The sequence below is a fragment of the Pseudomonas umsongensis genome (genome assembly GCF_012647205.1).
Classification (GTDB): domain Bacteria; phylum Pseudomonadota; class Gammaproteobacteria; order Pseudomonadales; family Pseudomonadaceae; genus Aquipseudomonas; species Aquipseudomonas umsongensis.
Genome location: NZ_CP051487.1, coordinates 2409418 through 2435378 on the forward strand (window position 1 = coordinate 2409418; position 25961 = coordinate 2435378).

22 protein-coding genes and 1 pseudogene are annotated in these 25961 nt (G+C 60.3%); 7 read left to right on the top strand and 16 right to left on the bottom strand.

Annotated features, from left to right (window positions below):
• Positions 1-9: 9 nt before the first annotated feature.
• The 7 genes from HGP31_RS10800 to HGP31_RS10830 all read right to left on the bottom strand — a co-directional run bounded on the left by HGP31_RS10800 (position 10) and on the right by HGP31_RS10830 (position 11184).
• Complete coding sequence (locus tag HGP31_RS10800) at positions 10-4587, bottom strand: hypothetical protein (RefSeq protein WP_168757671.1); 4578 nt, start codon at positions 4585-4587, stop codon at positions 10-12.
• Positions 4588-4745: 158 nt separating this feature from the next.
• The gene (locus HGP31_RS10805; RefSeq protein WP_083348698.1) at positions 4746-5846 is read right to left on the bottom strand and encodes a polyamine ABC transporter substrate-binding protein; all 1101 of its coding nucleotides are present in this window, start codon (positions 5844-5846) and stop codon (positions 4746-4748) included.
• 17 nt (positions 5847-5863) lie between these two features.
• Entirely contained in the window at positions 5864-6892 is a 1029-nt protein-coding gene (locus HGP31_RS10810) for a histone deacetylase family protein (RefSeq protein WP_020801104.1), read from the bottom strand.
• Positions 6893-7339: 447 nt separating this feature from the next.
• Positions 7340-8335: an AraC family transcriptional regulator gene (locus HGP31_RS10815; protein ID WP_020801375.1), complete on the bottom strand. Its 996-nt coding sequence runs from the start codon at positions 8333-8335 to the stop codon at positions 7340-7342.
• 64 nt (positions 8336-8399) lie between these two features.
• Complete coding sequence (locus HGP31_RS10820; protein WP_020801374.1) at positions 8400-9029, bottom strand: LysE family translocator; 630 nt, start codon at positions 9027-9029, stop codon at positions 8400-8402.
• Positions 9030-9100: 71 nt separating this feature from the next.
• Positions 9101-10450, bottom strand: coding sequence for an NCS2 family permease (locus HGP31_RS10825; protein ID WP_033044696.1), 1350 nt, complete (start codon positions 10448-10450; stop codon positions 9101-9103).
• A 290-nt stretch (positions 10451-10740) separates the two neighbouring features.
• Complete coding sequence (locus HGP31_RS10830; protein WP_020800029.1) at positions 10741-11184, bottom strand: MarR family transcriptional regulator; 444 nt, start codon at positions 11182-11184, stop codon at positions 10741-10743.
• An 82-nt stretch (positions 11185-11266) separates the two neighbouring features.
• Here HGP31_RS10830 and HGP31_RS10835 point away from each other — a divergent pair, with 82 nt between their 5' ends.
• On the top strand, positions 11267-12433 hold the full coding sequence (locus HGP31_RS10835; protein WP_033042653.1) for an aminotransferase-like domain-containing protein: 1167 nt from the start codon (positions 11267-11269) through the stop codon (positions 12431-12433).
• Positions 12434-12609: 176 nt separating this feature from the next.
• Here HGP31_RS10835 and HGP31_RS10840 read toward each other — a convergent pair whose 3' ends face one another.
• The 5 genes from HGP31_RS10840 to HGP31_RS10860 all read right to left on the bottom strand — a co-directional run bounded on the left by HGP31_RS10840 (position 12610) and on the right by HGP31_RS10860 (position 15394).
• The gene (locus HGP31_RS10840) at positions 12610-12981 is read right to left on the bottom strand and encodes a glutathione S-transferase N-terminal domain-containing protein (RefSeq protein ID WP_020800031.1); all 372 of its coding nucleotides are present in this window, start codon (positions 12979-12981) and stop codon (positions 12610-12612) included.
• 102 nt (positions 12982-13083) lie between these two features.
• Positions 13084-13629 (bottom strand): GTP cyclohydrolase I FolE, encoded by a 546-nt coding sequence (gene folE / locus HGP31_RS10845; RefSeq protein ID WP_020800032.1) that lies wholly within the window; start codon positions 13627-13629, stop codon positions 13084-13086.
• Positions 13630-13706: 77 nt separating this feature from the next.
• A complete protein-coding gene (locus HGP31_RS10850; protein WP_020800033.1) occupies positions 13707-14264 on the bottom strand; it encodes a Smr/MutS family protein in 558 nt (185 codons plus the stop codon).
• Between the two features lie 87 nt (positions 14265-14351).
• Complete coding sequence (locus tag HGP31_RS10855; protein WP_020800034.1) at positions 14352-14672, bottom strand: hypothetical protein; 321 nt, start codon at positions 14670-14672, stop codon at positions 14352-14354.
• Between the two features lie 131 nt (positions 14673-14803).
• Positions 14804-15394 carry a cysteine hydrolase family protein gene (locus HGP31_RS10860; RefSeq protein ID WP_020800035.1) on the bottom strand — a complete coding sequence of 197 codons (591 nt, stop codon included), beginning with the start codon at positions 15392-15394 and terminating at the stop codon, positions 14804-14806.
• 239 nt (positions 15395-15633) lie between these two features.
• On the opposite strand from HGP31_RS10860, the gene prmB reads away from it, so the two are divergent.
• Positions 15634-16542: a 50S ribosomal protein L3 N(5)-glutamine methyltransferase gene (gene prmB, locus HGP31_RS10865; protein WP_020800036.1), complete on the top strand. Its 909-nt coding sequence runs from the start codon at positions 15634-15636 to the stop codon at positions 16540-16542.
• Between the two features lie 46 nt (positions 16543-16588).
• On the opposite strand, the gene HGP31_RS10870 is transcribed toward prmB, so the two are convergent.
• The gene (locus HGP31_RS10870; protein WP_020800037.1) at positions 16589-17380 is read right to left on the bottom strand and encodes a hypothetical protein; all 792 of its coding nucleotides are present in this window, start codon (positions 17378-17380) and stop codon (positions 16589-16591) included.
• A 92-nt stretch (positions 17381-17472) separates the two neighbouring features.
• Positions 17473-18470 (bottom strand): annotated as a pseudogene (locus HGP31_RS10875) (alpha/beta hydrolase).
• Positions 18471-18553: 83 nt separating this feature from the next.
• Between HGP31_RS10875 and aroC the strand changes: the two are divergent.
• Genes aroC through HGP31_RS10890 form a run of 3 tightly spaced genes read left to right on the top strand, consistent with a single transcriptional unit; the run spans position 18554 to position 21368 of the window.
• Positions 18554-19645: a chorismate synthase gene (aroC, locus tag HGP31_RS10880; RefSeq protein ID WP_020800039.1), complete on the top strand. Its 1092-nt coding sequence runs from the start codon at positions 18554-18556 to the stop codon at positions 19643-19645.
• 7 nt (positions 19646-19652) lie between these two features.
• Positions 19653-20813 (top strand): MFS transporter, encoded by a 1161-nt coding sequence (locus tag HGP31_RS10885; RefSeq protein WP_020800040.1) that lies wholly within the window; start codon positions 19653-19655, stop codon positions 20811-20813.
• 12 nt (positions 20814-20825) lie between these two features.
• Positions 20826-21368: a hypothetical protein gene (locus HGP31_RS10890; RefSeq protein WP_020800041.1), complete on the top strand. Its 543-nt coding sequence runs from the start codon at positions 20826-20828 to the stop codon at positions 21366-21368.
• Positions 21369-21444: 76 nt separating this feature from the next.
• On the opposite strand, the gene HGP31_RS10895 is transcribed toward HGP31_RS10890, so the two are convergent.
• The gene (locus tag HGP31_RS10895; RefSeq protein WP_020800042.1) at positions 21445-21720 is read right to left on the bottom strand and encodes a DUF3509 domain-containing protein; all 276 of its coding nucleotides are present in this window, start codon (positions 21718-21720) and stop codon (positions 21445-21447) included.
• A gap of 344 nt (positions 21721-22064) precedes the next feature.
• Between HGP31_RS10895 and HGP31_RS10900 the strand changes: the two genes are divergently transcribed.
• Both HGP31_RS10900 and HGP31_RS10905 read left to right on the top strand, forming a co-directional pair.
• Positions 22065-23903, top strand: a complete 1839-nt coding sequence (locus HGP31_RS10900) for a long-chain-acyl-CoA synthetase (RefSeq protein WP_168757672.1) — start codon at positions 22065-22067, stop codon at positions 23901-23903.
• A gap of 111 nt (positions 23904-24014) precedes the next feature.
• Positions 24015-24533, top strand: a complete 519-nt coding sequence (locus tag HGP31_RS10905; protein ID WP_168757673.1) for an ankyrin repeat domain-containing protein — start codon at positions 24015-24017, stop codon at positions 24531-24533.
• Positions 24534-24582: 49 nt separating this feature from the next.
• Here HGP31_RS10905 and HGP31_RS10910 read toward each other — a convergent pair whose 3' ends face one another.
• Positions 24583-25923, bottom strand: a complete 1341-nt coding sequence (locus tag HGP31_RS10910; RefSeq protein ID WP_168757674.1) for a phosphate ABC transporter substrate-binding/OmpA family protein — start codon at positions 25921-25923, stop codon at positions 24583-24585.
• Positions 25924-25961: the final 38 nt, after the last annotated feature.

A 25961-nucleotide genomic window follows, 5' to 3' on the forward strand; every position in this document is an offset into this window, starting at 1 on the left:
GGTTGTCTCTCAGGAACTCGAAGCGGCTTGCTTGATCTTTGACAAGAACAATTCATCCGCCAGTTTCGGACTGATTTCGCTGCGATAAACCGCGATCAGCTCGTTGTAGGAGGCCGATGTGCGCTTATCCAATGTACTGCCGAGCAGGCGTTGGGATACGGTTTTCAGGTGGGCAGCGGTGTAGGTTTTGGGGGCGGTGTCCGGGCCTGAATAGTGAAAGTGGGCGTACCAGAGCACCTTTGCAGTGCCATGTTCGCGTATCTCGTATTCTTCGAGAAAGTCGTTTTTATGCCCTTTGAGTCGCCGCCGACCGGGTGTCTTGGCGATGGTTATCAGTTTTTTGCTCATCAGCCATTCAACGCGCGCGGCGGTGGGGGGCTGTTCCTTTGTCATGCGGATTCGGGTCCGGCGACCTTTATCAAAGAGCTCGGTCGCGCCCTCATTGAGCTGTTTGGCCAGCAGTACGGCTGACGCCGGCCCGCCGTCAGTCGCATTATTGTCGGTGAGGGCTTCTTCGATCGTATCGCTCGCTTCTTGCAGTCGCCTGGCGTACTGGTGAAACATTTCTTCTATTTCCGTGGGATTGCGTCCCGCTACCTTCGAGTGCCCTTCGGTGCGACGGATAAACGGCTGCAACTGATCCACCAGCGCCTGCCCCTTCTGGACGCTGATTTGCAGATCAGGTCGCACAGGGGCAGGTGCCTGCTCCGGCGCAGGTTCATGTTCCACCCAGACGCCCGGTGTTTTCTCATGGAATGTCGCGGTGACCTTGTTGGTCAATGGGGATATCACGTCGACCCATTCGGTGTTGTCCGCCGCCGTGCGCACACGTGGCTTGCCAACTACCGTGCCTTTGTAACGGGTCTTGATGATGCGTTTTGAGACAGGGGCGGGGCGAGAAGGACCCGGTGTCGGTTCGAGTGATTTGCGTTCTTGCAGAAGACCAGCGAGGTGCTTAACGCTGAGCTCCCTGAAGGTTTCGATGCGCTCGCGCATGAGGTCCAATGGGGGTTGCAGCAACTGCCGCGGAAACTCGTCAGGCAGGTCCTGTATCCGCAGGTCGAGGATGGCGAACTGTTCCACCAGCTCACTGAAACCGTCGATTCGCTCAGGCAGGGGCAGTGCATTGTCTTGTTCGGCAAGCTCCAGTGAAGACTGGACGGTCAGGCCCGTATCCTCGACAAGTCGTGTCATGGCTTGTCGGGCTGGCGCCGTATCCACGGAGGCGCTGTCACTCAAGCAAAGTTCCTGGGCAAGGCTGATCTGGAACAGTTTCAGATCCTGCAGCGCGTAACGGGGCAGCACTGCCTGACTCTCTCGCGCCACTTCGGCCGCTTCCTTGCCCAGTTGTTTCAACTCTTCGATGCGTGCCTGGGCAAACTCGATCTTGTCGATGAAGCCCTGGGTCAGATCGCTGGTGAGCTGGTGTGTCTGGCGCGGAGTCTGTGTGCCGTCCCCCGGCTCGTTATCCAGCAACGCCAGGGATTGGCGCATGTGTTCGCCAAACACTCTGTTTTGCTGAATGAACCACTGCTGCGTGAGGGACAACTGATGATCCAGGCAGTCGACCAGGACCGCACGGTAGTTGGGGATCGATTCAATGCTGTTGTAGGTCTTGAGCTGTTCGATGAAGGTGCCGAATTCCGCCACATGCGCATCCAGGGTTTCGATCAGGCGTTGCCGATTCGGGTCGACAATGTCCGTGGTAGGCGCTGTTACTGCCTTCTGCACGGCATCGAGCTCCTTTGTCAGCTGGGTTTTGCGACTTTCAAACGCGCTCAGTTGCAGTTTCAGCGTGGCCTTGCGTTGCTGGTTTTCCAGGGCTAGCGCTTTTCGGCTGCGGCCTCCGCCGCGCAATCGCAAGCGCGTATCGATGAACCATTGTCCCCCTGCCGAATGAATCAGCAGCGGACCCCGGCGTGACGGAGTGATGCGCGAGTCGATGATTTGCACATCGCCGTCGTCGTTGAGCCAGGCTTCGAACCAGCGCTGGCCCACCTGGGCATACCACTTTTGCTCGAGCGGGCTCAGATAGCGGTGAGGGCCGGGTTCGTTCGACGGCTTTTCGAGCCCGGTGGGCTTGGCGATAGCCAGCCGGTCCAGCACGGACGCCAGGCTCGCTTGCGACAAAATGCCGAAGGTATGCAGGGGTGTCGGGTGGTTGTCGGGCAGCAGGTGAGCGACGACATCGGGCATCTGCGTCACAGTGATGGCCGCGACCGGTTTTTCGAGCGTTGGGGTAGCGCTCTCAAGGTGTGGGGCACGTGGTTTGTTGCGCGTGGCGGCGTGGTGCGCCAGGACCATGCCCAGGGACAGGAACAGGTCGGTCAACGCAGTCCATTCATGCTCGGAATCATCCGCTTCCCGGGCTTCGCGCGCCTCGTCCAGATCGTCCATGATTTGCCAGATCCAGGCCGCAGTCGCCGCCGTACGCCCGAGAAAAGGCAACGTTACGTTGAACAGCATCCAGGCCGCTTGCTTGAGGGTAGCCCAACGGCTTTGCGCATTGGACACCGACTGCCGGTCGGCCAAGGTGACCAAGGCATTGGCGTTGGCGCTAAATAGTACCGGCAAGGCGGGTTGCAGCACCGGCGACGAACCCAGGTTCAAGGCGCCCATCATCCCCAGTATCGAAGTTGAATCAACCAGCAACTGGGACAACGTCCAGACGGAGGGCAACTCGCCTGGGAACACGTACTGCGAGTAGTTAAAGCGCACGTCATCCGCTAACCAGGCCAGCACCGATTGGCGCAACGCCCTGTTGTGCTTGATGGCGTAGAGCAGGCTCGCTTCGCCGGGGTATTGCAACAGTGGATGATCGAGCAGTGGCCGATACAGCAGGCACGGACCTTTTTCGACTTGTCGCGGCCCGATCACGAACATGTTGGCGACTTCGTCAGCCTTGCCATCGTTGCGTCCGCCTGGAATAAAAGCCAGAGGGCGGATGATGATTTCCAGACCCTCGACATAACGATCCGCGGCCTTCTCCTGCAAGGCCGCGACGACATAGCGATAGCCCAGTTCATCGATCCCGGCCTCGCCACGGATCTTCGCTTGCAGCGTTTGCAGCGGTAGCTGGATGCGCAGGTCTTCGGCGTAGAGTTGCTGGCGCCGGGCCTTTTCCTGCGGGTCGTCGAGCAGTGTGCGCTTGATCAGCCTCGGGTAGTTTTCGCCGATGTTCACGGCGCTCACCAGGCTGTCCAGGTAGGTCGGCGTCAGCCATGGCGCAACCGCTGAACCGTCGCGGTATTGCACGGTTTTTTCACCCCAGGGCAGGGCTGTGAGGTTCTGCAACGCCAGATCGACGAGTGACAACGTGACGGTTTCGGTTTCGCCCGGCACCGCGAATGTCCCGAGGATCACAGGGTGAGTGCTGCTGATTTGAATGTCTTCCAGGTGCGGCAGGGACGCTTGCGGGTGATCCTTTGTCATCTGGTCTTGCAAGGCCTTCAGGGTAAATTCGCGTAACGCAGCAATGCCATCGTGAAACGATTTCCCGGCGTGCTGCTCGCGTACCAACGCCAGGTCCATCAAGTGCCGACCGTAGCGAGTAAGATCTACTGTCGAAGCATTCAGCAACCAGTCCGGTAAAAGACGCTGGATCTGGTTGAAACGGGTGGGGCGCTGTTGCACCCGCTTTTCGAATTGTCCAGCCGCTGCCGCGATCCGTGGGGCCAGCGTCGACACCGCCATCTCGTTGAGCGAGCCAATGGCCTGGATTTCCAAGGCGATCAACGCACAGGCCTGCTGGTCGAAAAAATCGCCCGTGGGTTCGTAGAGGCACCACTGCAACTGTTGAGCATTTTCCGATGGAGTGACGCGTCGGCGAAGAACTTCGCCCAATGCCGCCAACGAATCGTAGTGCCTGAATCCTTCGATGATCGAATGAGTAACGATCAGCGTGCGTTTCTCCAGCGTGCCGACAATGACGGCGGTGTCCATCAGCTGCCGGTGTTCGCTGTGTTGTTGATCGAGATGGTCGATGTCGATCAGGCAGGCGCGTGTCTGGTATTTGTCGTGGGCCTGACGATCGGCCTGTTGCGGGTAGTTGTAGACGGTCAGCGCCAGGGCCAGTTGGTCTTCGTCCCAGTCTTTGGGTTTGTCGTCGTTCCAGAGGCTGTGCAGGGCTTCGCTGATTTGATGCCAGCGGGGCTTGTTGGGGGCGATGGCTTCATTCCAGTAGTCCAGCTGTTGCTCCTGATAGGCCACGAACAACAAGCGCGCCAGGCGATTGAGCAGGCAGCCGATGGCATCGATCTTCACCGGCAGCTTGATGCCTGGCTCCACACCCGGTTGCCGGGTCAGGAAGTGTTCCCCGTCGATGTAGGTGGCTGTCGCGCCAGACAAGGTGAGCCGTACCAGCGCGTCAGTCAGGGATTCGAACCGGCTGTTGGCGGGCAAGACCTGGTTGTCGCTGATGGTCCAGGCGGGTGTAACCACCACGGTCAGGTTCGGATCGATGTGCAGTTGCGGATACTCGGTGTCGAGGGCGGTGCGGATCGAGGTCGAAGCGACTTCCCTGAGCGAAGGGCCGGTCACCAATTGAGTGAGTATGTCGTCGGGATTGTTGGAGGGTATGGCGGGCATGGCCGTTTCCTGTGTCCGGTGAAGCGCTTGGGACAGCGCGGGTTCGGGCACGGTAGAGGGCCGGTGGAAACAGGAGGTGGTAGATAGTTATCGCAGTAGGAGCGAGCATGCTCGCTCCTACAGGGGATTTCGTTTTATTCAGTTCCCTGCGCCGCGTTTCAAGTCCCCGACTTGATCTTGGTCCACGCCCGGGTCCGCGCACGTTCGGCATCGCGTGGCAGCGGTTGCAGGGTGTAGAGCGTGCCCATGGCCGCTTCAGTCGGGTACAGGTTCGGGTTGTTGCGAATCGCCGGGTCGACCAATTCCGTGGCGTCCTTGTTCGGGTTCGGATAGCCCACGAAGTCACTGACCGGCGCGATCACCTGGGGTTGCAGCAGGTAGTTGATGAAGGTGTAGGCGTCTTGCGGGTTCTTCGCGCCCTTGGGAATCGCGAGCATGTCGAACCAGATCGGCGCGCCTTCCTTGGGCAGGCGCATGTCTACGACCACACCGTTCTTGGCTTCCTTGGCGCGGTTGGCGGCCTGGGAGAAACTGCCGGAGTAACCGACGGCGACACAGATGTCACCGTTGGCGATGTCGGCCATGTACTTGGACGAGTGGAAGTAGGTGATGTGCGGACGGATCTTCATCAGCAGCGCTTCAGCCTTGTCGTAGTCCGCAGGCTTTTTGCTGTTGGGGTCCAGGCCAAGGTGTTGCAGGGCCAGGGGCAGGATCTCCGAAGGCGAGTCGAGCAGGGCGACGCCGCACTGCTTGAGCTTGCTGATGTTCTCTTCCTTGAAGATCAGGTCCCAGCTGTCCACCGGCGCATCGGCGCCCAACGCGGCCTTGACCTTGTCCGGGTTGAAGCCGATCAGGATGGTGCCGTACATGTACGGCACGGCGAATTTATTGCCCGGGTCGTTGGCTTCGATCAGCTTCATCAGCTTGGGATCGAGGTGGTTCCAGTTCGGTAGTTTGCTGCGGTCCAGAGGCTGGAACACACCGGCTTCGATCTGCTTGGCCAGGAACACGTTGGACGGCACCACCACGTCGTAGCCGGAGTTGCCGGTCAACAGCTTGGCTTCCAGCGCTTCATTGGTGTCGAAGATGTCGTAGACCAGTTTGGTCTCTGGGTTCTGGGCCTTGAAATCTTCCAGGGCCTTGGGGGTGATGTAGTCGAACCAGTTGTAGACGCGCAACGTTCGTTCTTCTGCATGTGCGCCGCCACCGAGCACCGTGGCGCAGAGGGCAGGAACAATCAGGCGCTTTAGATTTTTCATTGTCATGCGATTCCCCGTTAAGCGTTTTCAAAGCCTTCAAGCACGTTGACGGCGTTGATGCCGATTTCTTCCACCGCGTAACCGCCTTCCATAACGAACAGCGTCGGCACACCGAGCCTGGCGATGCGTTGACCCATGGCCAGGTAATCGGGGCTGTCGAGCTTGAACTGGGAGATCGGGTCGTCCTTGAACGTATCCACGCCCAGGGAGACGACGACGATGTCGGCGCCATAGGTCTCGATCTCGTTGCAGGCTTGCTCCAGCGCAGCGCTCCAGGTATCCCAGCCGCTGCCGGCGGGCAAAGGATAGTTGAAGTTGAAGCCTTCACCGGCGCCTTCGCCGCGCTCGTCCTCGTAACCGAGGAAGAACGGGAACTCGGCTTCCGGGTGGCCGTGGATCGAGGTGAACAGCACGTCGCTACGCTCGTAGAAAATCGACTGGGTGCCATTGCCGTGGTGGTAGTCGACGTCGAGAATCGCGACTTTTTTGTGGCCCTGATCGAGAAAGGCCTGGGCGGCGATGGCCGCGTTGTTGAGGTAGCAATAACCGCCCATCAAGTCGCTGGCGGCGTGGTGTCCCGGTGGGCGGCACAGGGCAAAGGCGCTGCGGGCACCGCGCTGGATCTCTGCTTGCGCGGTGAGTGCGACCTGCGCCGCGCTGTACGCTGCTTGCCAGGTGCCGGCGGTGATCGGTGCGCCGCCGTCGAAGCTGTAGTAGCCCAGTTCGCCGTGCAGGCTTGCGGGCTTGACGCGACGCAAGGTGCGGGCCGGCCAGGTGTAGGGCAGCAAGTCACCGTCGGTGTTGAATTCGGTCCAGCGCGCCCAGGCACCTTTGAAAAAGTCGAGGTAGTCGCGGCTGTGGATACGCTCGATTGGCCCCAGGCCAAAATCCTTCGGTGCTTCTACGGGACCCAGGTTCTGCTTTTGCACACGTGACAGCACATGATCGGCACGCGAAGGCATTTCAAAGCAGGGCTTGAGTTGCCCGTCGATGAGTTCGCAACGGCCGTGGTGCAGGTGGTGATCATCCGAGTAGATCGTCAGCATTTTATTGTTCTCCGCAGGCGGTTTCGGTTGCACACAGTCTTGCGGCGCGGACGATTTCGGAGAACGGCAGGAAAGGCCAAAAGGGGATTAATGTGGCCAAAATAATTGACCGAAATTCGCCCCTTCCTGGATAAAAATCAAAAGCCAAAGCAAAAGTAAAAACGAGGTGGCTTGTCCGGGATGTGATCGTTCCCATGCGCAGCAAAGGAATGCCGCCAGGGACGCTCTGCGTTCCACTGACGACGCATGACGTGAGCCGTGCGCAATGGTGACGCGGAGCGTCACAGGATGCATTCCCACGCAGAGCGTGGGAACGATCGGCGTATTCACTTCAAGTCAGGTCGGCTGTCAGGCCGCCTTGCTTTGCTTTTGATCGCGAGCGCCCCGTTAAACCACGATGGCCGAACGCAGGCATTGCGCAGTAGGTAAACCGGCAGGAGGTGTTCTTCAGGGCCGGAACTGGCTAGGCGTCACACCACTCCAGCGCATAAACGCATGGCGGAAACTCGCGGTCTCGCTGAAACCCAATGCTTCGGCGATCCGGTAGATCGGCATCTGGTCTTCACAGAGTAAAAGCTTGGCCTGCTCGAACCTGAGCTCATCGAGCAATTCCTGATAGCTGCACCCCAGGTCCTTGAGGTGCCGTCGCAAGGTGCGTGCTGAACAATTCATCTGCTCGGCCAATCCCTCGAGTCCCGGTGCCGCATGCAATTGTGCCCTGAGCAGCTGGCGGATCCGCCCCAGCCAGGCCTGGCGCCCGGTGAACTCGGTATTCTGCTTGCGGCAACGCTCGGCCATGGCCTGGTGGGTGATGGCATCGGCCAGGGGCAAGGGTTGGTCCAGCCAGCGCCGGTCGAAGGCGAAGGCGTTGTTGCGTGTGCCAAAGTGCAGCGGGCAATTATTGAAGTGTTCGGCGTAGTTAACCTGGTAATCGGGCGCGGCATGTTCGAAGCGTGCAGCCAGCAGCGGCAGGGCGTGCCCGAGCAGGTCATCGCAGATGACTTTCAACGACACCAGGCAGAACTCGGCGTTGAACACCGCCAGTGCCGGATTCTCCCGGTAATCGGCGGCGACAAACCAGACGCGCTCGTTGTCCTCTTCCAGGCTCAGCTCGAAAAGTGTTCCCAACAGCGCCGGATAACGCATCGCAAGGCGCAATGCGTCACCAAAGGTGGCACTGGTGAGCAGGGCGTAGCCGAGCAAGCCGTAGGACGAAACATGCATGCGTCGGCCCAGTTCCAGGCCGATATCGCGCTTGAGGGCGACGGCGTTGGCGCAGACCTGCATCTCTTGATTGGTGGTGATGCGCGTGTCCGCCCGGGCCAGATCCGCGGCACAGATGCCGCTGCCGGCGAGCAGGGGGGCGCTGGGCAGACCTTGGGCCTTGAAGGTGTCGAGCACCAGGGAAACGGCGTTAAGGGTGGTGAGGTGGGAGTGGAGCATGCTCGATTCCGGCGTGGGGGTGCCAGAACCGAGCAACTTGTGTGCCGGTTTGCGTCAGAAGGCCTTAATGACCGCTGAGCAAGGACGCAGCCCCGGCTCCACCGAACAGTCCGGCACTGACCCGGTTAAACCAGCTCTGGCCCTTGCCGCTGCGCAGATACCGCGCCGCGCCATGGGCACCCAGGCCGTAGGCCAGCTTGCATAGCAGGTCCAGTACGGTCCAGGTGGCGATCATCACCAGCAATTGCGGCAGGAACGGTTGCCCGGCGCTCAAGAATTGCGGCAGAAACGCGGCGAAGAACAGGATGTCCTTGGGGTTGCTCGCGCCCAGCATGAAAGCGCGCCCGAACAGTGCGCGAAAGCGTGGCACTGCGGCGGCCTGAGGCACTTGCGCACCGTGGGACGGTTGGCCCGACTGCTGCCAGCTCTGCCAGGCGAGGTAGAACAGGTACAGCGCGCCGACGATTTTCAGTGCGCTGAATAATTGTTCCGATGCCAGCAGCAGCGCGCCCAAGCCCAGCGCCGAAGCACTCAACAGGCAGATCGAGGCAATCACGCCGCCAAGAAACGCCGGGTAGGAACGGACCAGGCCGTAATTCAAACTGTTGCTGATCATCAGCAAAGACAGTGGCCCCGGGATCAGGATCACTACCAGCGCAGCGCCGCTGAACAGCAGCCAGGTTTCCAGACTCATCACTTTCCTCCATTTGCACAAAAGCCTCACCCGACGGGGTGAGGCTGGTTTAACGCGCGTACCGCCGAGATTTACAAGAAGATGAACTTGGCAATGAAAATTGCGCAGAGCACCCACAGACTGACGGAGATTTCCTTGTACTTGCCAGTGCCGGCCTTCAGCGCCACGTAGGTGATGAAGCCCAGCGCGATGCCGTCGGCGACCGAGAAGGTCAGGGGCATCATGATTGCCGTGACGATCGCCGGAATGCTGTCGGTCGCCTCGTCCCATTCGATGTGGGCCATGCCGCCCATCATCAACATGGCCACATAGATCAGCGCACCGGCCGTGGCATAGGCGGGGATCATCCCGGCCAGCGGCGCGAAGAACATGGCCGCAATAAATAGCACACCTACGGTCACTGCGGTAAGACCAGTCCGACCACCCGCCGCTACGCCCGCGGCACTTTCCACGTAGCTGGTGACCGGCGGAACGCCCACTACCGCACCAAAGACACTGGAGGCACTGTCGGCTTTCATGGCTCGCGAGAGGTTTTCGATGCGACCGTCAGCGCCCACCAGGTTGGCGCGCTGGGCCACCCCCATCAGGGTGCCGGCGGTGTCGAACATGTGCACGAAGAGGAAGGCCAGCACCACGCTGATCATGCTGACGTTGAACACGCCGGCAACGTTCATCGCCATCCAGGTCGGGGCCAGGCTCGGCGGGGCCGACATGATGCCCTCGTAGTGCACCAGGCCCAGGCCCCAACCGGCCAGGGTCACGGTGATGATGCTGATGAGGATCGCGCCGAACACCTTGTGGTAGCTGAGGATGGCGATCATCAAAAAGCACACGGCGGCGAGCAGCGGGCCAGGCTCGCGCAGGGAACCGAGCTTGATCAAGGTGGCCGGGCTATCGACGACGATGCCTGCGGTTTTCAAGCCGATCAGCCCGAGGAACAGGCCCACACCAGCGCCCATGGCGTAGCGCAAGCTGACGGGGATGCTGTTGAGCAGCCATTCGCGGATGCGCGAGAAGGTCAGGATCATGAACAGCACGCCGGAGACGAACACCGCGCCCAGTGCAGTTTCCCAGTTGTAGCCCATGGTGCCGACCACGGTGTAGGTGAAGAAAGCGTTCAGGCCCATGCCCGGTGCCAGGCCGACCGGCCAGTTGGCGTACAGGCCCATCAACAGGCAGCCCAGGGCGGCGGCAATGCAGGTGGCGACGAACGCCGCGCCATGGTCGATGCCGGCATCCGCCATGATGTTGGGGTTGACGAAGATGATGTAGGCCATGGTGATGAAGGTGGTCAGACCGGCAATCAACTCGGTCTTCACCGTGGTGCCATGCAAGCTGAGTTTAAAGATGCGCTCCAGCCAGCCATTGCGTAAAGGCGGCGAGAGATCCAGCGTCGATGCTTCGGATTTGCGGCTTTCCACAGCGAGGTACTCCTCAAGAGTTTTATTGTTATTTCCAGGGCCGGACCCATGAGGGTGGCAGCGGCCCTTTGAGGCACTTGCGAATTTGTTGACCAATAGGTCAGGAACTCGCACGAAGTGGATTATGATTTTGTATACAAATAATGCAAATAATGTTTTTGATTTTGTAGACGAAAAGTTTGGCAATAGGGATATATCGCCCGCTCTGGTCCCTTCGCGAGCAGGCTCGCTCCCACAAGGGACCGCATTCCCCTGTGGGAGCGAGCCTGCTCGTGAAGCTTTTGTGGTACTCAGATTTTTTGCTGGTTCTCACCAAGCGCCATATTCACCGCCAGCCACCCATTCACCGCCGTCTCACCCGCCTCGGCAAACACCCGCTCCAACAATTTCACCTGCTCACGACGCAGCGATTGTTCAAACCGCGCGCCGTCCTCGGTCAACTCCAGCAGCCGCTTACGCTTGTCGGTCTCGGACGCCACGCTGTTGACCAAATGCATCTCCAGCAGTTGGCGCAAGGGCATGTTCAACGCCTGTTTGCTCACGCCCAGCAATACCAATAACTCCTTGACGCTAAGGTTCGGGTAGCGGGCAATGAAAAACACAATGCGCTGATGCACCCGACTCAGGCCGCGGCGCTCGAGCATTTCATCGGCCTTGGCGGTGAAGGCCTGGTAGCCGAAGAAAAACGCTTCCATGGCCTGCTGTTGAGAAATCGGGCTTTTAAGGTCAATCATGTTGACGTATCCGTTGGTGATGCCGTAATTTCGGTCAATAAGTTTGACTCATTTTTCCCTGGCCTCGCTACTGGTGACCCCCATGGCTTTTTCCGAACGTGTCTCGCGCCTTAAAAGTTCCTTGATCCGTGAAATCCTCGCTGCCGCCCAGCGTCCGCAAGTGATGTCGTTCGCCGGGGGCTTGCCGGCCGAAGCCATGCTGCCGAAAGTCGAATGGGCGCGGATGCCGGTGTCCATGGGCCAATACGGCATGAGTGAAGGCGAACCGGCCTTGCGTGAAGCCCTGGCGCAACAGGCTCGAGTGCTGGGTGTGCCATGCGAGGCGAGTCAGGTGTTAGTGGTCAGTGGTTCACAGCAAACCCTCGATCTGGCCGCCAAGCTCTATATCGACAAAGGCACCGAAGTGCTGCTCGAAGCACCGACCTACCTGGCGGCACTGCAGATCTTCCAGCTGTTCGGCGCCGATTGCCTCACGGTGCCGCTGGAAGCCGACGGCCCGAACCTGGCGCAGCTGCGTTCGCGCCTGGAAACACATCGTCCGGCGTTCATCTACCTGATCCCGACCTTCCAGAATCCATCGGCGGTGCGTTACAGCGAAGCCAAACGCGAGGCGGTCGCCGGATTGCTGGATGAGTTCGGCGTGACCTTGATCGAAGACGAACCCTACCGTGAGCTGACGTTTGACGGCGGCAGCGCCAAACCGATTGCCGGACGCCTGAAAAAATCCAGCTGGATCTACACCGGCACGGTGTCGAAAACCTTGCTGCCGGGTCTACGCGTGGGTTATCTGATCGCCAGCCCGGATCTTTTCCCGCACTTATTGAAACTCAAGCAGTCGGCGGACTTGCACACCAATCGAGTCGGCCAGTGGCAAGCGTTGCAATGGATCGGCAGCGAGTCTTACCAGCAGCACCTGAGTGAGTTGCGTGGTTTTTACCGCGTGCGTCGCGATGCATTCCAAGCGGCGCTGCAAACGCATTTTGCCGATCTGGCGGATTGGAACGTGCCCCAGGGCGGGCTGTTTTTCTGGTTGACGCTCAAACAGCCGCTGGATACCCGTACGCTACTCGATGGGGCGTTGGCCAACGACGTGGCGTTCATGCCGGGCGAGCCGTTCTTCCCTGAGCCGGATAATCATCACGGGCACATGCGGTTGAATTTCAGCCACATTGACCCGGCGCGGCTGGAGGAGGGGATCAAGCGACTGGCGCAGGTGGTGCGACAGGTGCAGGCGGCGCAAGCGGCCTGAGGGCTGGGCAGAAATGAATAAACCGGCCATTGGGCCGGTTTATTTTTGTCTGGGATTTGCAGTGTTTGTGCCGGCCTCTTCGCGAGCAGGCTCGCTCCCACATTGAATCTGTGCAACCAGTTCCCTGTGGGAGCGAGCCTGCTCGCGAAAGCGTCAGTCAGAACACCACAAATAAATCAGGCTGCAGCGAAACGCTTATCCAGATAATCAATGATCACCTTGGACTCATACATCCAGGTAGTCTGGCCATTTTCTTCAATACGCAAGCACGGCACCTTGACCTTGCCGCCGTGCTCAAGCAGGGCCTGGCGATCCTGTTCGTTGTTTTTCGCGTCGCGCAGGGCCACCGGCACGTTCAGGCGGCGCAGGGTGCGGCGGGTTTTCACGCAGAACGGGCAGGCATGGAACTGATACAGGGTCAGGCCCCTGGCGGCAGCTTCGACCTGGGCCTGAGCGGCGGCAGGGCGCTGCTTCTTGCCTGGACGGGTAATGAAGTCGATGAAGATGATCAGTTGGCCAAGGCCGACACGAAGCGCTTTTACGAACACGTTGAAGCCTCACGGTGCTAATGAGAAAGGCGCGCAGCTTACCTGATTTTTTCAAGACGAAAAAAAACCGGCGATGAAAGCCGGTTCTCTTCGTACCGCCAATTACTTGATCAAGCTGAGAAACTCGCTGCGGGTCGCGGCGTTCTCACGGAACTCGCCAAGCATCACCGAGGTGATCATCGTCGAATTCTGTTTTTCCACACCGCGCATCATCATGCACATGTGCTTGGCCTCGATCACCACGGCAACGCCCAGGGCGCCGGTGACCTGCTGGACTGCATCGGCAATCTGGCGGCTGAGGTTTTCCTGGATCTGCAGGCGGCGGGCGTACATATCGACGATACGCGCGACTTTCGACAAACCCAGTACCTTGCCGCTCGGGATGTAGGCCACGTGGGCCTTGCCGATGAACGGCAGCAGATGGTGTTCGCACAACGAGTACAACTCGATGTCCTTGACCAGCACCATTTCGCTGTTGTCGGAGCTGAACAAGGCACCGTTGGTGACCTCTTCCAGTGTCTGTTCATAACCGCGGCAGAGGTACTGCATGGCTTTGGCGGCACGTTTTGGCGTGTCGAGCAGGCCCTCGCGGGAGGGATCCTCGCCCAGTTGGCCAAGGATCGCGGTGTAATTCTGTTCCAGGGACATGAAACTACCTGTGGGATTTTACGCAAAGGGCAAGGGTACGGTGGCAGACACGGCGCTGCAAGCGCGGCGCATCAGGTTTACTCGTCGCGACCTTCCATCATGGTGCGTTTGAGCATCACATAAACGGCTCCGGCACCGCCATGCCTGGCCTGGCACGAGGTGAAGCCAAGTACCTGTGGATGCTGGCGCAGCCAGGTGTTGACGTGGCTCTTGATCATCGGCCGCTTGCCGTCCAGGCGCACGGCTTTGCCGTGGGTGACACGTACGCAGCGGATTTCGAATTTTGTCGCTTCAGCCAGGAATGCCCAAAGGGTTTCCCGGGCTTTTTCCACGCTCATGCCGTGCAGGTCAAGGCTGCCCTCGAACGGGATCTGCCCGATCTTGAGCTTGCGCATCTGGCTTTCCTGCACGCCGTCGCGTGCCCACATCAGTTCGTCTTCCGGGCCGACGTCGATGACGAACTGATCGGACAGCCCGTCAACAGTGGTGGCATCGGTACGCACGGTGGCGGCTTGGCGCAACGTGGCGATGTGCGCGCGGTCCGCCTTGGGCTTGCCGGTTTCGGCGCGATCGTGCTTGATCGGCTTGACGCCTTGGATCGCACTTTTGAACAGGGAAAAATCGTCGTCTTGCATGTCAGCCTCCGCGAAGGGTGGCCAGTTTACCCAACTCGAAGCGAATCGGGCGCGAGAAAACGTGCGGCATCGCGCTGCAACTTGCGCTTAGTCGTGTTTTTTCATCAGGTGCGGGGAGATGTTCAGTGCGTTCGACTGACGCGAGCGGCGGCGGCAGCGGCGCCACAGCCAGATGCCGAGGTACAGCACGAACAGGCCTATCACCAGGATCACTGCCGCGCCCGCCCGGTTGGTGTTCAACTCGCCCAGGGCCGGAGCATGGCCGAACAGGCTGGCGGTGCCGGCCATCGCCAGCAGCACGCCGCAGGTCGCCAGCAAGGCAGCGAAGGCTGCGCCGATTCGAAAACGCCAGTTGCTTTGGCCTTTGGGCCGTAAACGGCGAGCGTCAAAACCATCGGATAACTTCATTCCGACCTTCCTCAATGGGTATCGGCCCTTCGACCGGAAGTTGACCGGGATGTTCCTGAGGCTAAGACATTTACGGCATATGAGAGGCTTTTGCGGATGAGCGGCGGCATGGACCGCTCATGAACCGCCGATCAGACCAGGTCGTTGGTCAGGGCGAGGGCGGCAAAGTTGTCCGCCATGATCGCCATTTCGGTCTGCTGCACATGCTCGGCACTCAGGACGCCGCCTTTGTACGGCAGGTCTCGGGTGGCGCAGGCGTCTTCCACCAGGGTGCAGCGGAAACCCAGGTTCTTTGCTGCCCGCACGGTGGTACTGACACTGGAATGGCTCATGAAGCCGCACACCACCAGATCCACCGAGCCCAGTTCTTCCAGGCGTTTTTTCAGGTCCGTGCCATGGAACGCACTGGGCAGGATTTTCTCGATCTTGATTTCCCCGGCCAGCGGTTCCAGCCCTGGAATGAACTGGCCGCGCTCGCCGCGTGGATCGAACAGCCCCCCAACGGTGCCTAGGTGGCTGACATGCACGATCGGCCGGCCGGCCGCGCGGGCGGCAGTCACCAATTTCTTGATGTTCGCGACCGCCGCATCCATGCCGCTCAGGGCCAGGGGACCGCTGAGGTATTCTTTCTGGGCATCGATGATGATCAGGGTCGCATGACTCAGTTTGGCTGCTGCATAACCGCGGCCGCTGAGTTGAAACATCGTTTGTGGAACGGACATTCTGGGGCTCCTTCGGGTGGGGCTTTTGCGACATTGTCCTCTGGCTGAGCGCTTCTGTGAATCGCTACCATCGTAGGCACCGTCGTTACTGGCTTACAGCGTTGTCAAGTATTGAGTTTTGTTCAATAGCCGGCGATAAAACCAGATAATTCCTACATTTGTCCCGGTGTATTTCCTGCGTCGTCGGGACGCCGTTTGACTGGTAGAATCGCCCGTCGATTTTTCTGGAGTTTACCGTCGTGATCACTTCCCGCCTTCGTACCCTGCGTGACCATATCCGTTGGGCCGTCAGCCGCTTCCATGGGGAGGATCTGTTTTTCGGCCATGGGACCGACAACGCCTGGGACGAAGCCCGTCAATTGGTGTTGGGTGCGCTGCACTTGCCGTGGGAAATCTCCGACAGTTACCTGGACTGCAATCTGGAAGAAGACGAAGTGGCGCACCTGCAGAACCTGCTCAAGCGCCGGATCGAAGACCGCGTGCCGACCGCCTATCTGTTGGGTGAAGCCTGGTTCTGTGGCATGTCGTTCATCGTCGATGAGCGCGTATTGATTCCTCGCTCACCGATTGGCGAACTGATCGAAAACCGGTTCACACCCTGGCTGGGCACCGAGCCTGCGCGAATTCTCGACCTGTGCACCGGCTCCGGCTGCATCGGTATCGCTTGCGCCTACGAGTTCCAGAACGCTGAAGTGGTGCTGGCCGACCTGTCCTTCGAAGCGCTGGAGGTGGCGAACCAGAACATCGAGCGCCACGGAGTCGACGAGCGTGTCTACACCGTGCAAGGCGATGGTTTCGATGGCTTGCCAGGGCAGCGCTTCGACCTGATCGTGTCGAACCCGCCGTACGTCGATGCCGAGGATTTCGCCGACATGCCGGACGAATACCAGCACGAACCGGAACTGGGCCTGGCCTGTGGCGATGACGGCTTGAACCTGGTGCGCCGCATGCTCGCCGAAGCGGCGGATCACCTGACCGAGAAGGGCTTGTTGATTGTCGAGGTAGGTAATAGCCAGGTGCACGTCGAGACGTTGTACCCGGAGGTCGACTTCGCCTGGCTGGACTTCGAGCGTGGCGGGCATGGCGTGTTCATGCTGACGGCTGAGCAGTGCCGCGATCATCAGGCCCTGTTCGCCTCCCGCGTCTGACCTGCACTCAGATCGTTCCCACGCTCTGCGTGGGAACGATCAGCCGCTACCGGTGCGTAGCAATCCAGATCAGTAACCCCGCCTGAAACACCGCAAACGCCACCAAACACGTAATGGTGAAGCGCAAACCGGCGTCTTCACGCTTGTATTTGCTGACCTTCTCCTCGTGTTTCTTGAGTTTGACTTCCTGCTCGGCCAGGTTCTGTTCGGCTTGCTGGAGCATCTGCGCCGCCTCGAGAATTTCCACGACTTGGACTTTCTCGGTGTTCCAGTCACTCAACAGGTCGCCGACCCTGACCTCCTTGACGCTGCCCTTCAAATGCTGGGCATCGGCATAGACCACGTCGAACCCGTGCACCCGCAAAAAGTGATCGCGACGCAGGCGCGTGTCTTCGTTCAGCGCGTCCTTGTTGTTGAGGTCGGTGCCGTCGACGGTGTAGCCAGGCCATCTTTTTTTCGCCCAGTTGATGCCGTGGGCGGCCATGAAGCGGCCGATGCCGCGGTTCAGTGGTTCGATTTGCAGGCCGCTGTCGGGGCCGAAATGCACGCGTTTTTCCGCGTGGTCGACCCATACGTCCAAATGATTCTGTTCCTTGCGTACGCGTTGGCCAGGCAGGGAGATGCTCATGCGCATCAGGCTGCGCAGCTTGTCGTTGCGCTCGGCGTAGCCGAATTCGACAAAGCGCAGGGGCCGGCCACCGGTATTTCGGTCCGTCTGCAGCGGCGCCAGACGGAGCATCTTGTGGTGCTCGACGTGGACGTCCGCCCAAGGCAGCTCGACCGCTGGCGGTACGTCTTTTTCAGCGGTAGTGTCGGGTGAAGTCTGGGTATCGGTCATAACGGCGAGATCCTGTCCAAGCTCGACTGCCGCCAGCCAGTACGCTGGCGACAAAGGCTTATCGGCCGTTTTCGACAAGACTGGAGAGCAAATTAGCTGGAGCGAAGCCCGTCAATGAATCCGAGGATGCGCGCGCCCAGCTCCGCCGCCAGTGGCAAATTCGGATCCTTGTAGGAGGCCAACTGGCGTTTGACGTCGTTGGGCACGATGCGCATCACGTGGTTCATGCCTTCGATCAGCGCCAGTTCGGCGTCCGGTTTGGCCGCCTTGAGCAGTTTGGCGTCATTGACTCCAACCTGGATGTCATTGCTGCCCTGGATGATCAGTGCCGGCATTTTCAACTTCGCGAATGCAGCGGCGGGGTCCTGGCGGAACAGCGAAATCAGGTACGGCTGCACACTCGGACGGAATATCACTTGCAGTTGCGGTGGCACGTTGTCGTCGGTTTTCCCGGCCTTGAGACTGTCGAGCAGCTCATTGCTGCGCAACATCAGCAGAGGAGGCAGGCGATTGCCCAGTTGCTGGCGCAGGACCTGGTCGATCGGTCGGGCGCTGCCGGACACGGAAATCACCGCCGCCGCATCGACGCTGGGCGCCGCGAGGCTGGCGATCAAGGCCCCTTCGCTGTGGCCCAACAGGATCAGCTGGCCGAAGCGCGGATCGGTCTTGAGTTTTCGCCCCCAGGCTTCGGTGTCGGCCACATAGGCTTCCACCGACAAGTTGCGTTCGTCGGGGGTGGCCGCCAGGCTCGCCGCGACGCCGCGCTTGTCGTAGCGCACGCTGGCGATGTTGTGTTTGGCCAGCACCCAGGCCAGGCGCTTGAGGCTGTCATTGCGCCCGCCTTCGGGGTTGTTGCCGTCACGATCGGTCGGGCCGGAACCGGAAATGATCAGGACAACAGGCACCGGGGTGTCGGATTTAGGCAGCAGCAGCGAGCCGAAAAGCTCGCCGGTGCCGGTGTCCAGGGAGATTGGCCGCTGCAGGACAGTGGCCTGGGCGAAGCCGGAAATCAGGGTAAGGCTCAAGGCAAGAACTCGCAGCATTGTCGGGCCATCATCAAAGGGTGCCGGTTGGACTCGCAGGCAACCATAAGGTTCGAGGATGAACTAGTTGGATAGCCTGCGTATACTGGCGCGCATTACGTATTCAGGTTCATTTCACGGAGCGTCCTGCATGTCCGGCAATACCTACGGCAAGCTATTCACTGTCACCACCGCTGGCGAAAGCCATGGCCCGGCGTTGGTCGCCATTGTCGATGGCTGCCCGCCGGGGCTGGAGATTTCCCTGGAGGACCTGCAGCGCGACCTGGATCGCCGCAAGCCCGGCACCAGCCGTCACACCACCCAGCGCCAGGAAGCCGACGAAGTCGAAATCCTCTCGGGGGTATTCGAAGGTCGCACCACCGGCTGCGCCATTGGCCTGCTGATCCGCAACACCGATCAGAAGTCCAAGGACTACTCGGCGATCAAGGACTTGTTCCGTCCGGCCCATGCCGACTACACCTACCACCACAAATACGGCGAACGCGACTATCGCGGCGGCGGCCGCAGTTCGGCCCGGGAAACCGCGATGCGCGTGGCTGCGGGTGCGATTGCCAAGAAGTACCTGGCGACCCAGGGCATCGTCATTCGCGGCTACATGAGCCAGCTTGGCCCGATTGAAATTCCGTTCAAGACCTGGGACTCGGTGGAGCAGAACGCGTTTTTCAGTGCCGATCCGGACAAAGTGCCGGAACTGGAAGCCTATATGGACCAGTTGCGCCGCGACCAGGATTCGGTCGGCGCGAAGATCACCGTGGTCGCCGAAGGCGTGATGCCAGGCCTGGGCGAGCCGATTTTCGACCGTCTCGATGCGGAGCTGGCCCATGCGCTGATGAGCATCAACGCGGTCAAGGGCGTGGAAATCGGCGCCGGTTTCGCCAGCGTCGCCCAGCGTGGCACCGAGCACCGCGATGAAATGACCCCGCAAGGTTTCCTCAGCAATAACGCGGGCGGCATTCTCGGCGGCATCTCGTCCGGCCAACCGATCGTCGCGCACCTGGCGTTGAAGCCAACGTCCAGCATCACCACGCCGGGCCGTTCCATCGATATCCATGGCAACCCGGTGGACGTCATCACCAAAGGCCGCCACGATCCCTGCGTCGGCATCCGTGCCACGCCGATCGCCGAAGCCATGATGGCCATCGTGCTCATGGACCACCTGCTGCGTCACCGTGGCCAGAACGCCGATGTACGTGTGAGCACGCCGGTGTTGGGCCAGATCTAAGCCAGCGGTGACGGCGCTCCCGTACTGGCGGCTGTCCAGCTTCTATCTGTTTTACTTCGCCCTGCTCGGTTCGACAGCGCCTTTTCTGGCGCTGTACTTCGATCACCTGGGATTCTCCGCGGCGCGCATCGGCGAACTGGTGGCCATCCCGATGCTGATGCGTTGCGTAGCGCCGAACATCTGGGGCTGGCTCGGCGACTACACCGGGCGGCGCCTGGCCATCGTGCGCTTCGGCGCCGTGTGCACGTTGCTGACGTTTTCGCTGATTTTCGTCAGCCAGACTTACGCCTGGCTGGCGATGGTCATGGCCTTGCACGCGTTCTTCTGGCACGCGGTGCTGCCGCAGTTCGAAGTCATCACGCTAGCGCACCTGCAAGGCCAGACCTCCCGCTACAGCCAGATTCGCCTGTGGGGCTCGGTTGGTTTCATCATTACCGTGGTCGCGCTGGGGCGCTTGTTCGAATGGCTCAGCCTGGACATTTACCCGGCGGCGCTGGTGCTGGTCATGGCCGGGATCGTGCTCAGCAGCCTGTGGGTGCCGAACGCCCAGCCGGTCCAGGGCGAGCGATTGAGCGGCGATGGTTTCCTCGCGCAACTGCGCAGCCCCGGGGTGTTGGCGTTTTACGCCTGCGTAGCGCTGATGCAGATGAGCCACGGGCCCTATTACACTTTTCTCACGCTACACCTCGAACGACTGGGCTACAGCCGGGGCGTTATCGGCATGCTCTGGGCCGTCGGCGTGGTCGCTGAAGTGCTGATGTTCATGGCGATGAGCCGCATTCTTGCGCGTTTCTCGGTACGGCGCGTGCTGCTGGCGAGTTTTCTGCTGGCGGCGTTGCGTTGGCTATTGCTCGGTTCGCTGGCCGAATTTCTCTGGGTGCTGTTGTTTGCCCAGGTGCTGCACGCGGCGACGTTCGGCAGCTTTCATGCCGCGGCCATCCAGTTCGTGCAGCGCAGCTTCGGCCCACGCCAGCAAGGGCAGGGCCAGGCGCTCTATGCCGCACTGGCCGGCACCGGTGGCGCAATGGGCGCGCTGTATTCCGGTTACAGCTGGACGGCCCTTGGCGCCCCCTTAACCTTTAGTATTGCCAGCCTCGCCGCGTTGGCCGCAGCCGTTATCATTGCCACACGAATGCAAGAGGACACGCGTTCCCTCTTGAACCCTTAAGGAGTTGTCCTGATGAGCAGCCTGTCCGTTTATCACGTTTCCAGTCCCGACGTACCCAACAAGGTGCTGACTCATTTCGAAGACATTGCCTCGACCCTCGCCGAGCAAGGCGTACGCTTCGACCATTGGCAAGCCACGGCGAAAATCCGCCCCGGTGCCAGCCACGAAGATGTCATCAGCGCCTGCCAGGCGCCCATCGATACACTGATGACCCAACACGGGCTGCGCGCGATCGATGTGATCAGCCTCGACCGCGATCACCCGCAAAAAGAGTCGATACGCGCGAGTTTCTTCGCCGAGCACCGCCAGGACGAAACCGAAGTCATGCTGTTCAGCGCGGGTAGTGCATTGTTGTCTGTATACATCGACGACTATGTCTACGCCGTGCTGTGCGAGAAAGGCGACCTGATTGTGCTGCCGGCCGGCACCCGGCAGTGGCTGGACATCGGCGAACAGCCCTATGTGGTGGCGATTCGTCTGTCCAGCAGCCAACCCTGGGTGGCCAATTTCACCGACGTCGACAACGCGGGGCGATTTCCGCGAATGGATGATTGAAAGCTGTTGGCTGCCCACACAACTCAGGCCGTGAAGCGAAAGCTTGCACGGCCTGTTGGTTTACCGCGGCGCGACCTTACAGCGAATGATAGGTCGGCAGGGCAAAGCGCTGCTGGCTTTGCAGCAGGGAGATTTGTGGCAACTCGCTAGCCTGTTCGGCCAGGTCGCGGCGAATGGCGCTGATGACCCACGAAAGTTGATCGCCATTGTGCAGTTGCTGGTAGGAGATCGAGCGTTTGAATTCCCTACCCTCGCAGCGCAGGGTCAGCAGGATGCCGCCATCAGGACGGTCCTGGGTGGTGACGTCGAAGTTGGAGAACAAGGAGGAAAATTTTTCTTGGATGAGGCTCATGTCTGTCAGCTCCGTTAGCTCTTGAATGGCAAGCATGGGGAGACTGTTGCAGTGATTGTGCCAGTATGTCGCTTTCTAAAATAATCATATAAAACAATGACATATAAAAGATGATGATTTTTGGTTTCGTGCAATCTGCATGAATGACTATCGTGCATCCTGCATTTTGCGTGGTCGTCGGCGCTTCAATGGAACCATTTGCCTTATGCGCGCTCACGATTTCAAACGTGGGTGTCGCGGATACAAAACATTTCAAAAACCGCGTGTACAGCCGCAGAACCGTTGACGTATTTTCGGGGTCAATCAATGCCGCCCGACAATAAGAAGAGCCAACGGGATCAGCCATGAGCCGCACGCAGCACGACACGATCACCTGGGGCATGATGCTCCGCAAGCTGCCTTCCATTGCCAAAGCGATTCCTCGCGTGGTCAAGGGCATGAAGGTCGCCAACGTCAAGGAGCCGACCCAAGCGTGTGGCCTGGGCTGGAGCTTCGAGCAGGCTACCCTGCGTAACCCCGAAGGCCCGGCCTTGCTGTACGGCGAGGTGCAGCTGACATATGCCCAGGTCAACCGTTGGGCCAATCGCATCGCCCACCACCTGATTGCCCAAGGCATTGGCAAGGGTGACGTGGTGGCGGTCTTCATCGAGAACCGCCCGGAATTGCTGGTGACCATCCTGGCGGTGGCCAAGGTCGGTGCCATCAGTGCTTTGCTCAATACCTCGCAAACCCGCGATGCCCTGGTCCATAGCCTGCACCTGGTGACACCGGCGGCCATCGTTGTCGGTGCGGAACTGGTGCCGGCCTACCTGGCGGTCCGAGAGCGGGTGCCGATCGAGATGGCGCGTACCTGGTTCGTCGCCGACCAGGACACTTACAGCCATCCCGGCATCGCGCCCGACGGGTTCGTCAACCTGATGACAGCCAGCGTCGATGCCTGCAGCGACAATCCCGCCAGTAGCCAGCAGATCTTTTTCGACGACCCTTGTTTCTACATCTATACCTCGGGCACCACCGGGCTGCCCAAGGCCGGGGTTTTCAAGCACGGGCGCTGGATGCGCAGTTGCGCAAGCTTCGGCATGATCGCATTGGATATGCACCCTGAAGACATCGTCTACTGCACGTTACCGCTGTATCACGCCACCGGCCTGTGCGTATGTTGGGGCTCGGCCATCAGCGGGGCGTCGGGGTTTGCCATCCGCCGCAAGTTCAGCGCCAGCCAGTTCTGGAACGATGTACGCAAGTACCGGGCGACCACCCTGGGCTACGTGGGGGAGCTGTGCCGCTACCTGGTCGACCAGCCTGCCAGTGCCGACGACGGCAAACACGGCGTGACCAAGATGATCGGCAATGGATTGCGTCCCGGCGCATGGGGCGAATTCAAGACGCGCTTCGCGGTCGGGCACATCTGCGAGTTGTATGCCGCCAGTGACGGCAACATCGGCTTCACCAACATCCTCAATTTCGACAATACCGTGGGCTTTTCCCTGATGTCCTGGGAACTGGCCGAGTATGACCACGACAGCGGTGTGCCGATCCGTGGCGCCAATGGGTTCATGCGCAAGGTCGGCAAAGGCGGGCAGGGGTTGCTGCTGGCCAGGATCGACGACAAGGCGCCGCTCGATGGTTACACCGATCCGCATAACACCGAAAAAGTCGTGCTGCATGACGTGTTCGCCAAGGGCGATCGATACCTCAACACCGGCGACCTGTTGCGCAACATCGGTTTCGGTCACGCACAGTTTGTCGATCGCCTGGGCGACACTTACCGCTGGAAGGGGGAAAACGTGTCGACCACCGAGGTCGAGAACATCCTGCTGCAGCACCCGAACATTTCCGAGGCCGTTGCCTATGGCGTGGAGGTGCGCAACACCAATGGCCGGGCCGGGATGGCGGCGATCACGCCAGCGGAATCCCTGGCAACCCTGGACTTCGGCGAGCTGCTGGCGTTCGCCCGACAGCACCTGCCGGCCTACGCGGTGCCGCTGTTCCTGCGGGTGAAGGTGAAAATGGAAATCACCGGGACCTTCAAATACCAGAAGACCCGGCTCAAGGACGAAGCCTTCGACCCTGGCAGGACCGGCGATGACCCGATCTACGCCTGGTTGCCGGGCACCCAGACCTATGTGCAGGTCACCGGGCAGGTGCTGGCGGACATCCAGGGTGGCAAGCATCGTTATTGAAAGAAGCGTTATTGAATTGGGCTATGGCCGCGCAACAGAAAAAACAAGTGACAGTGGCGAGCACCGTCGGGAAACTATCGGCTTTGCGAAAAACTGAAAGTGGAGCGTTCAATGTCTGACAAAAGCCGCCAGATGACCCCCGAAGAAGCCGCCGAGTTTGCCGAACAGGTCTTCAACAAGGCGCGCGAGGGTGATGCGGCCATGATGGCTGCGCTGCTGAGCAAGGGCCTGCCGCCGAACCTGCGCAATCACAAGGGCGACACCTTGCTGATGCTGGCCGCTTACCACGGCCACGTGGACACGGTAAAAGTCTTGCTTGAGCACAAGGCTGATCCGGAAGTCCGCAACGACAACGGCCAGAGCCCGATTGCCGGCGCGGCATTCAAGGGCGACCTGGCCGTGATCAAGGCCCTGGTCGAAGGCGGTGCCCAGGTCGAGGGCTCGTCATTCGACGGCCGCACCGCGTTGATGATGGCCGCGATGTTCAACCGTGTCGAAGTCGTCGACTACCTGATCAGCAAAGGCGCCGACCCGAAAGCCAAGGACGCCAATGGCATTACCGCGCTGGATGCTGCCAAAACCATGGGCGCCGTCGACACCGTGGCGCAACTGGAGAAATTGCTCGGCTGATGGCGTTTCGGGCCAGGTTCGATTTGCGCGAGGACCTGGCCTGGCAGCCTTAGTAGACCCAGACCTCGACCCGCCGATTCCTGATCCGTCCTTCATCCTCGCTATTGGCCGCCACCGGCATTTCGGCGCCAAAACCGCGAATGTCCCGCAGTACCACGCCGCTTTTCACCAGTTCGCGGCGCACCGCCATGGCCCGCAGCTTCGACAGCAGGTCGGCGCGTGCCGGATCGAGCTTGGCATCGCCGAACCCGACCAGCGTTACCCGGCGATCGGTCTTTTCGTGCTGCTTCATATAGTCGAGGACCCGTGACAGGTCCTGTCGGGCCTTGTTGTCCAGGCTGGCGCTGCCTTCCTCAAAGCGAAAGTTCACTGTCAGGCGCATGGCGTGGCGGCTCAGTGCCTGGTAGCCCTCGGGCATCAACGCATTCGGCGTGACGCTCATGGCCTGGATCGTCTGGGCGACGAAACCGTTGGCCGCGACGATCGCCTGGCCTTTCTGACTTTGCGCGAAGGCCACCAGTGCTTCGGCCCAAGGGTTGTAGCGCTTGGGTGGCAGGTAAAAAAACAAGCGTCGGGACAGCGGGTAGTCTTCCGTGGCAATCAGGCTGTTGAGCGGCAGCATGGCCATGGACTGGCCGTCGGCAATTGCCACGGCCTTGGCCGAGCGCACGTAGGGCAGGCCGATAAAGCCGATGCCGTGCGGGTCCTGGCTGACTGCGTCGGACAATTGTTCGCTGGACTCGAATCGTTTTGCGTTGCCGCTCAGGGTTTTGCCATGACCACTGAGCACCAGTTCCCTGAACGTATCGTAGGTGCCGGACTGATCGTCGCGCGCATAGAGATGGATGGCCCCGCCGTGGCCACCGAGCTCCTCCCAGGTTTTCACCTCACCGCTGAAAATGCGCGCCAGTTGTTCGGTGTCGAGGGTGTTCATCGGGTTTTGCGGATGGAGGATGATTGCCAGCCCGTCGATGGCGATGACTTGTTCGGCGTTGGCGCTTTTCAGGTCGCCCAAGGGTTGCAGGTTGACCAGTTCGCTGTCCTTGATCGGCCTGGAAGAGGCGGCGAGATCGGCACTGGCCGCTTTCAGCGCGCTGAATCCGGTACTGGAGCCATGGGCCGCCAGTTGCACTTCGACCCGGCGGCCTTGTTCGGTTTCACCGACGATACGTGATTCATTGGGCTGGTCCGTCGCTTCGCTGTGCACCTTGAGCAGTCCCTGCTCATGCATCAGGCCTTCGACCAGCGCCGGCCCCAGTGCCGCGCCAATGGTGTTGGAGCCCTGGATACGCAGCACCGGACCTTGCCCGGGAATCGGCAAGGTGCTGGCCGCCACCGACAGCGGCAGCCAGGTGCAGAGGATCAACAGGAGCAAACCGCGTAGCGACATGCCGGCACCTTTCAAGACCAAGGGAAGTGCCGGGAGAA

What these genes read in the sequence shown, in the direction of transcription:
- HGP31_RS10800 (WP_168757671.1), bottom strand. Translation starts at nt 4,587, where the DNA reads ATGCCCGCCATACCCTCCAACAATCCCGACGACATACTCACTCAATTG.
- HGP31_RS10805 (WP_083348698.1), bottom strand. Translation starts at nt 5,846, where the DNA reads ATGAAAAATCTAAAGCGCCTGATTGTTCCTGCCCTCTGCGCCACGGTG.
- HGP31_RS10810 (WP_020801104.1), bottom strand. Translation starts at nt 6,892, where the DNA reads ATGCTGACGATCTACTCGGATGATCACCACCTGCACCACGGCCGTTGC.
- HGP31_RS10815 (WP_020801375.1), bottom strand. Translation starts at nt 8,335, where the DNA reads ATGCTCCACTCCCACCTCACCACCCTTAACGCCGTTTCCCTGGTGCTC.
- HGP31_RS10820 (WP_020801374.1), bottom strand. Translation starts at nt 9,029, where the DNA reads ATGAGTCTGGAAACCTGGCTGCTGTTCAGCGGCGCTGCGCTGGTAGTG.
- HGP31_RS10830 (WP_020800029.1), bottom strand. Translation starts at nt 11,184, where the DNA reads ATGATTGACCTTAAAAGCCCGATTTCTCAACAGCAGGCCATGGAAGCG.
- HGP31_RS10835 (WP_033042653.1), top strand. Translation starts at nt 11,267, where the DNA reads ATGGCTTTTTCCGAACGTGTCTCGCGCCTTAAAAGTTCCTTGATCCGT.
- folE (WP_020800032.1), bottom strand. Translation starts at nt 13,629, where the DNA reads ATGTCCCTGGAACAGAATTACACCGCGATCCTTGGCCAACTGGGCGAG.
- HGP31_RS10850 (WP_020800033.1), bottom strand. Translation starts at nt 14,264, where the DNA reads ATGCAAGACGACGATTTTTCCCTGTTCAAAAGTGCGATCCAAGGCGTC.
- HGP31_RS10855 (WP_020800034.1), bottom strand. Translation starts at nt 14,672, where the DNA reads ATGAAGTTATCCGATGGTTTTGACGCTCGCCGTTTACGGCCCAAAGGC.
- HGP31_RS10860 (WP_020800035.1), bottom strand. Translation starts at nt 15,394, where the DNA reads ATGTCCGTTCCACAAACGATGTTTCAACTCAGCGGCCGCGGTTATGCA.
- HGP31_RS10870 (WP_020800037.1), bottom strand. Translation starts at nt 17,380, where the DNA reads ATGACCGATACCCAGACTTCACCCGACACTACCGCTGAAAAAGACGTA.
- aroC (WP_020800039.1), top strand. Translation starts at nt 18,554, where the DNA reads ATGTCCGGCAATACCTACGGCAAGCTATTCACTGTCACCACCGCTGGC.
- HGP31_RS10890 (WP_020800041.1), top strand. Translation starts at nt 20,826, where the DNA reads ATGAGCAGCCTGTCCGTTTATCACGTTTCCAGTCCCGACGTACCCAAC.
- HGP31_RS10895 (WP_020800042.1), bottom strand. Translation starts at nt 21,720, where the DNA reads ATGAGCCTCATCCAAGAAAAATTTTCCTCCTTGTTCTCCAACTTCGAC.
- HGP31_RS10900 (WP_168757672.1), top strand. Translation starts at nt 22,065, where the DNA reads ATGAGCCGCACGCAGCACGACACGATCACCTGGGGCATGATGCTCCGC.
- HGP31_RS10905 (WP_168757673.1), top strand. Translation starts at nt 24,015, where the DNA reads ATGTCTGACAAAAGCCGCCAGATGACCCCCGAAGAAGCCGCCGAGTTT.
- HGP31_RS10910 (WP_168757674.1), bottom strand. Translation starts at nt 25,923, where the DNA reads ATGTCGCTACGCGGTTTGCTCCTGTTGATCCTCTGCACCTGGCTGCCG.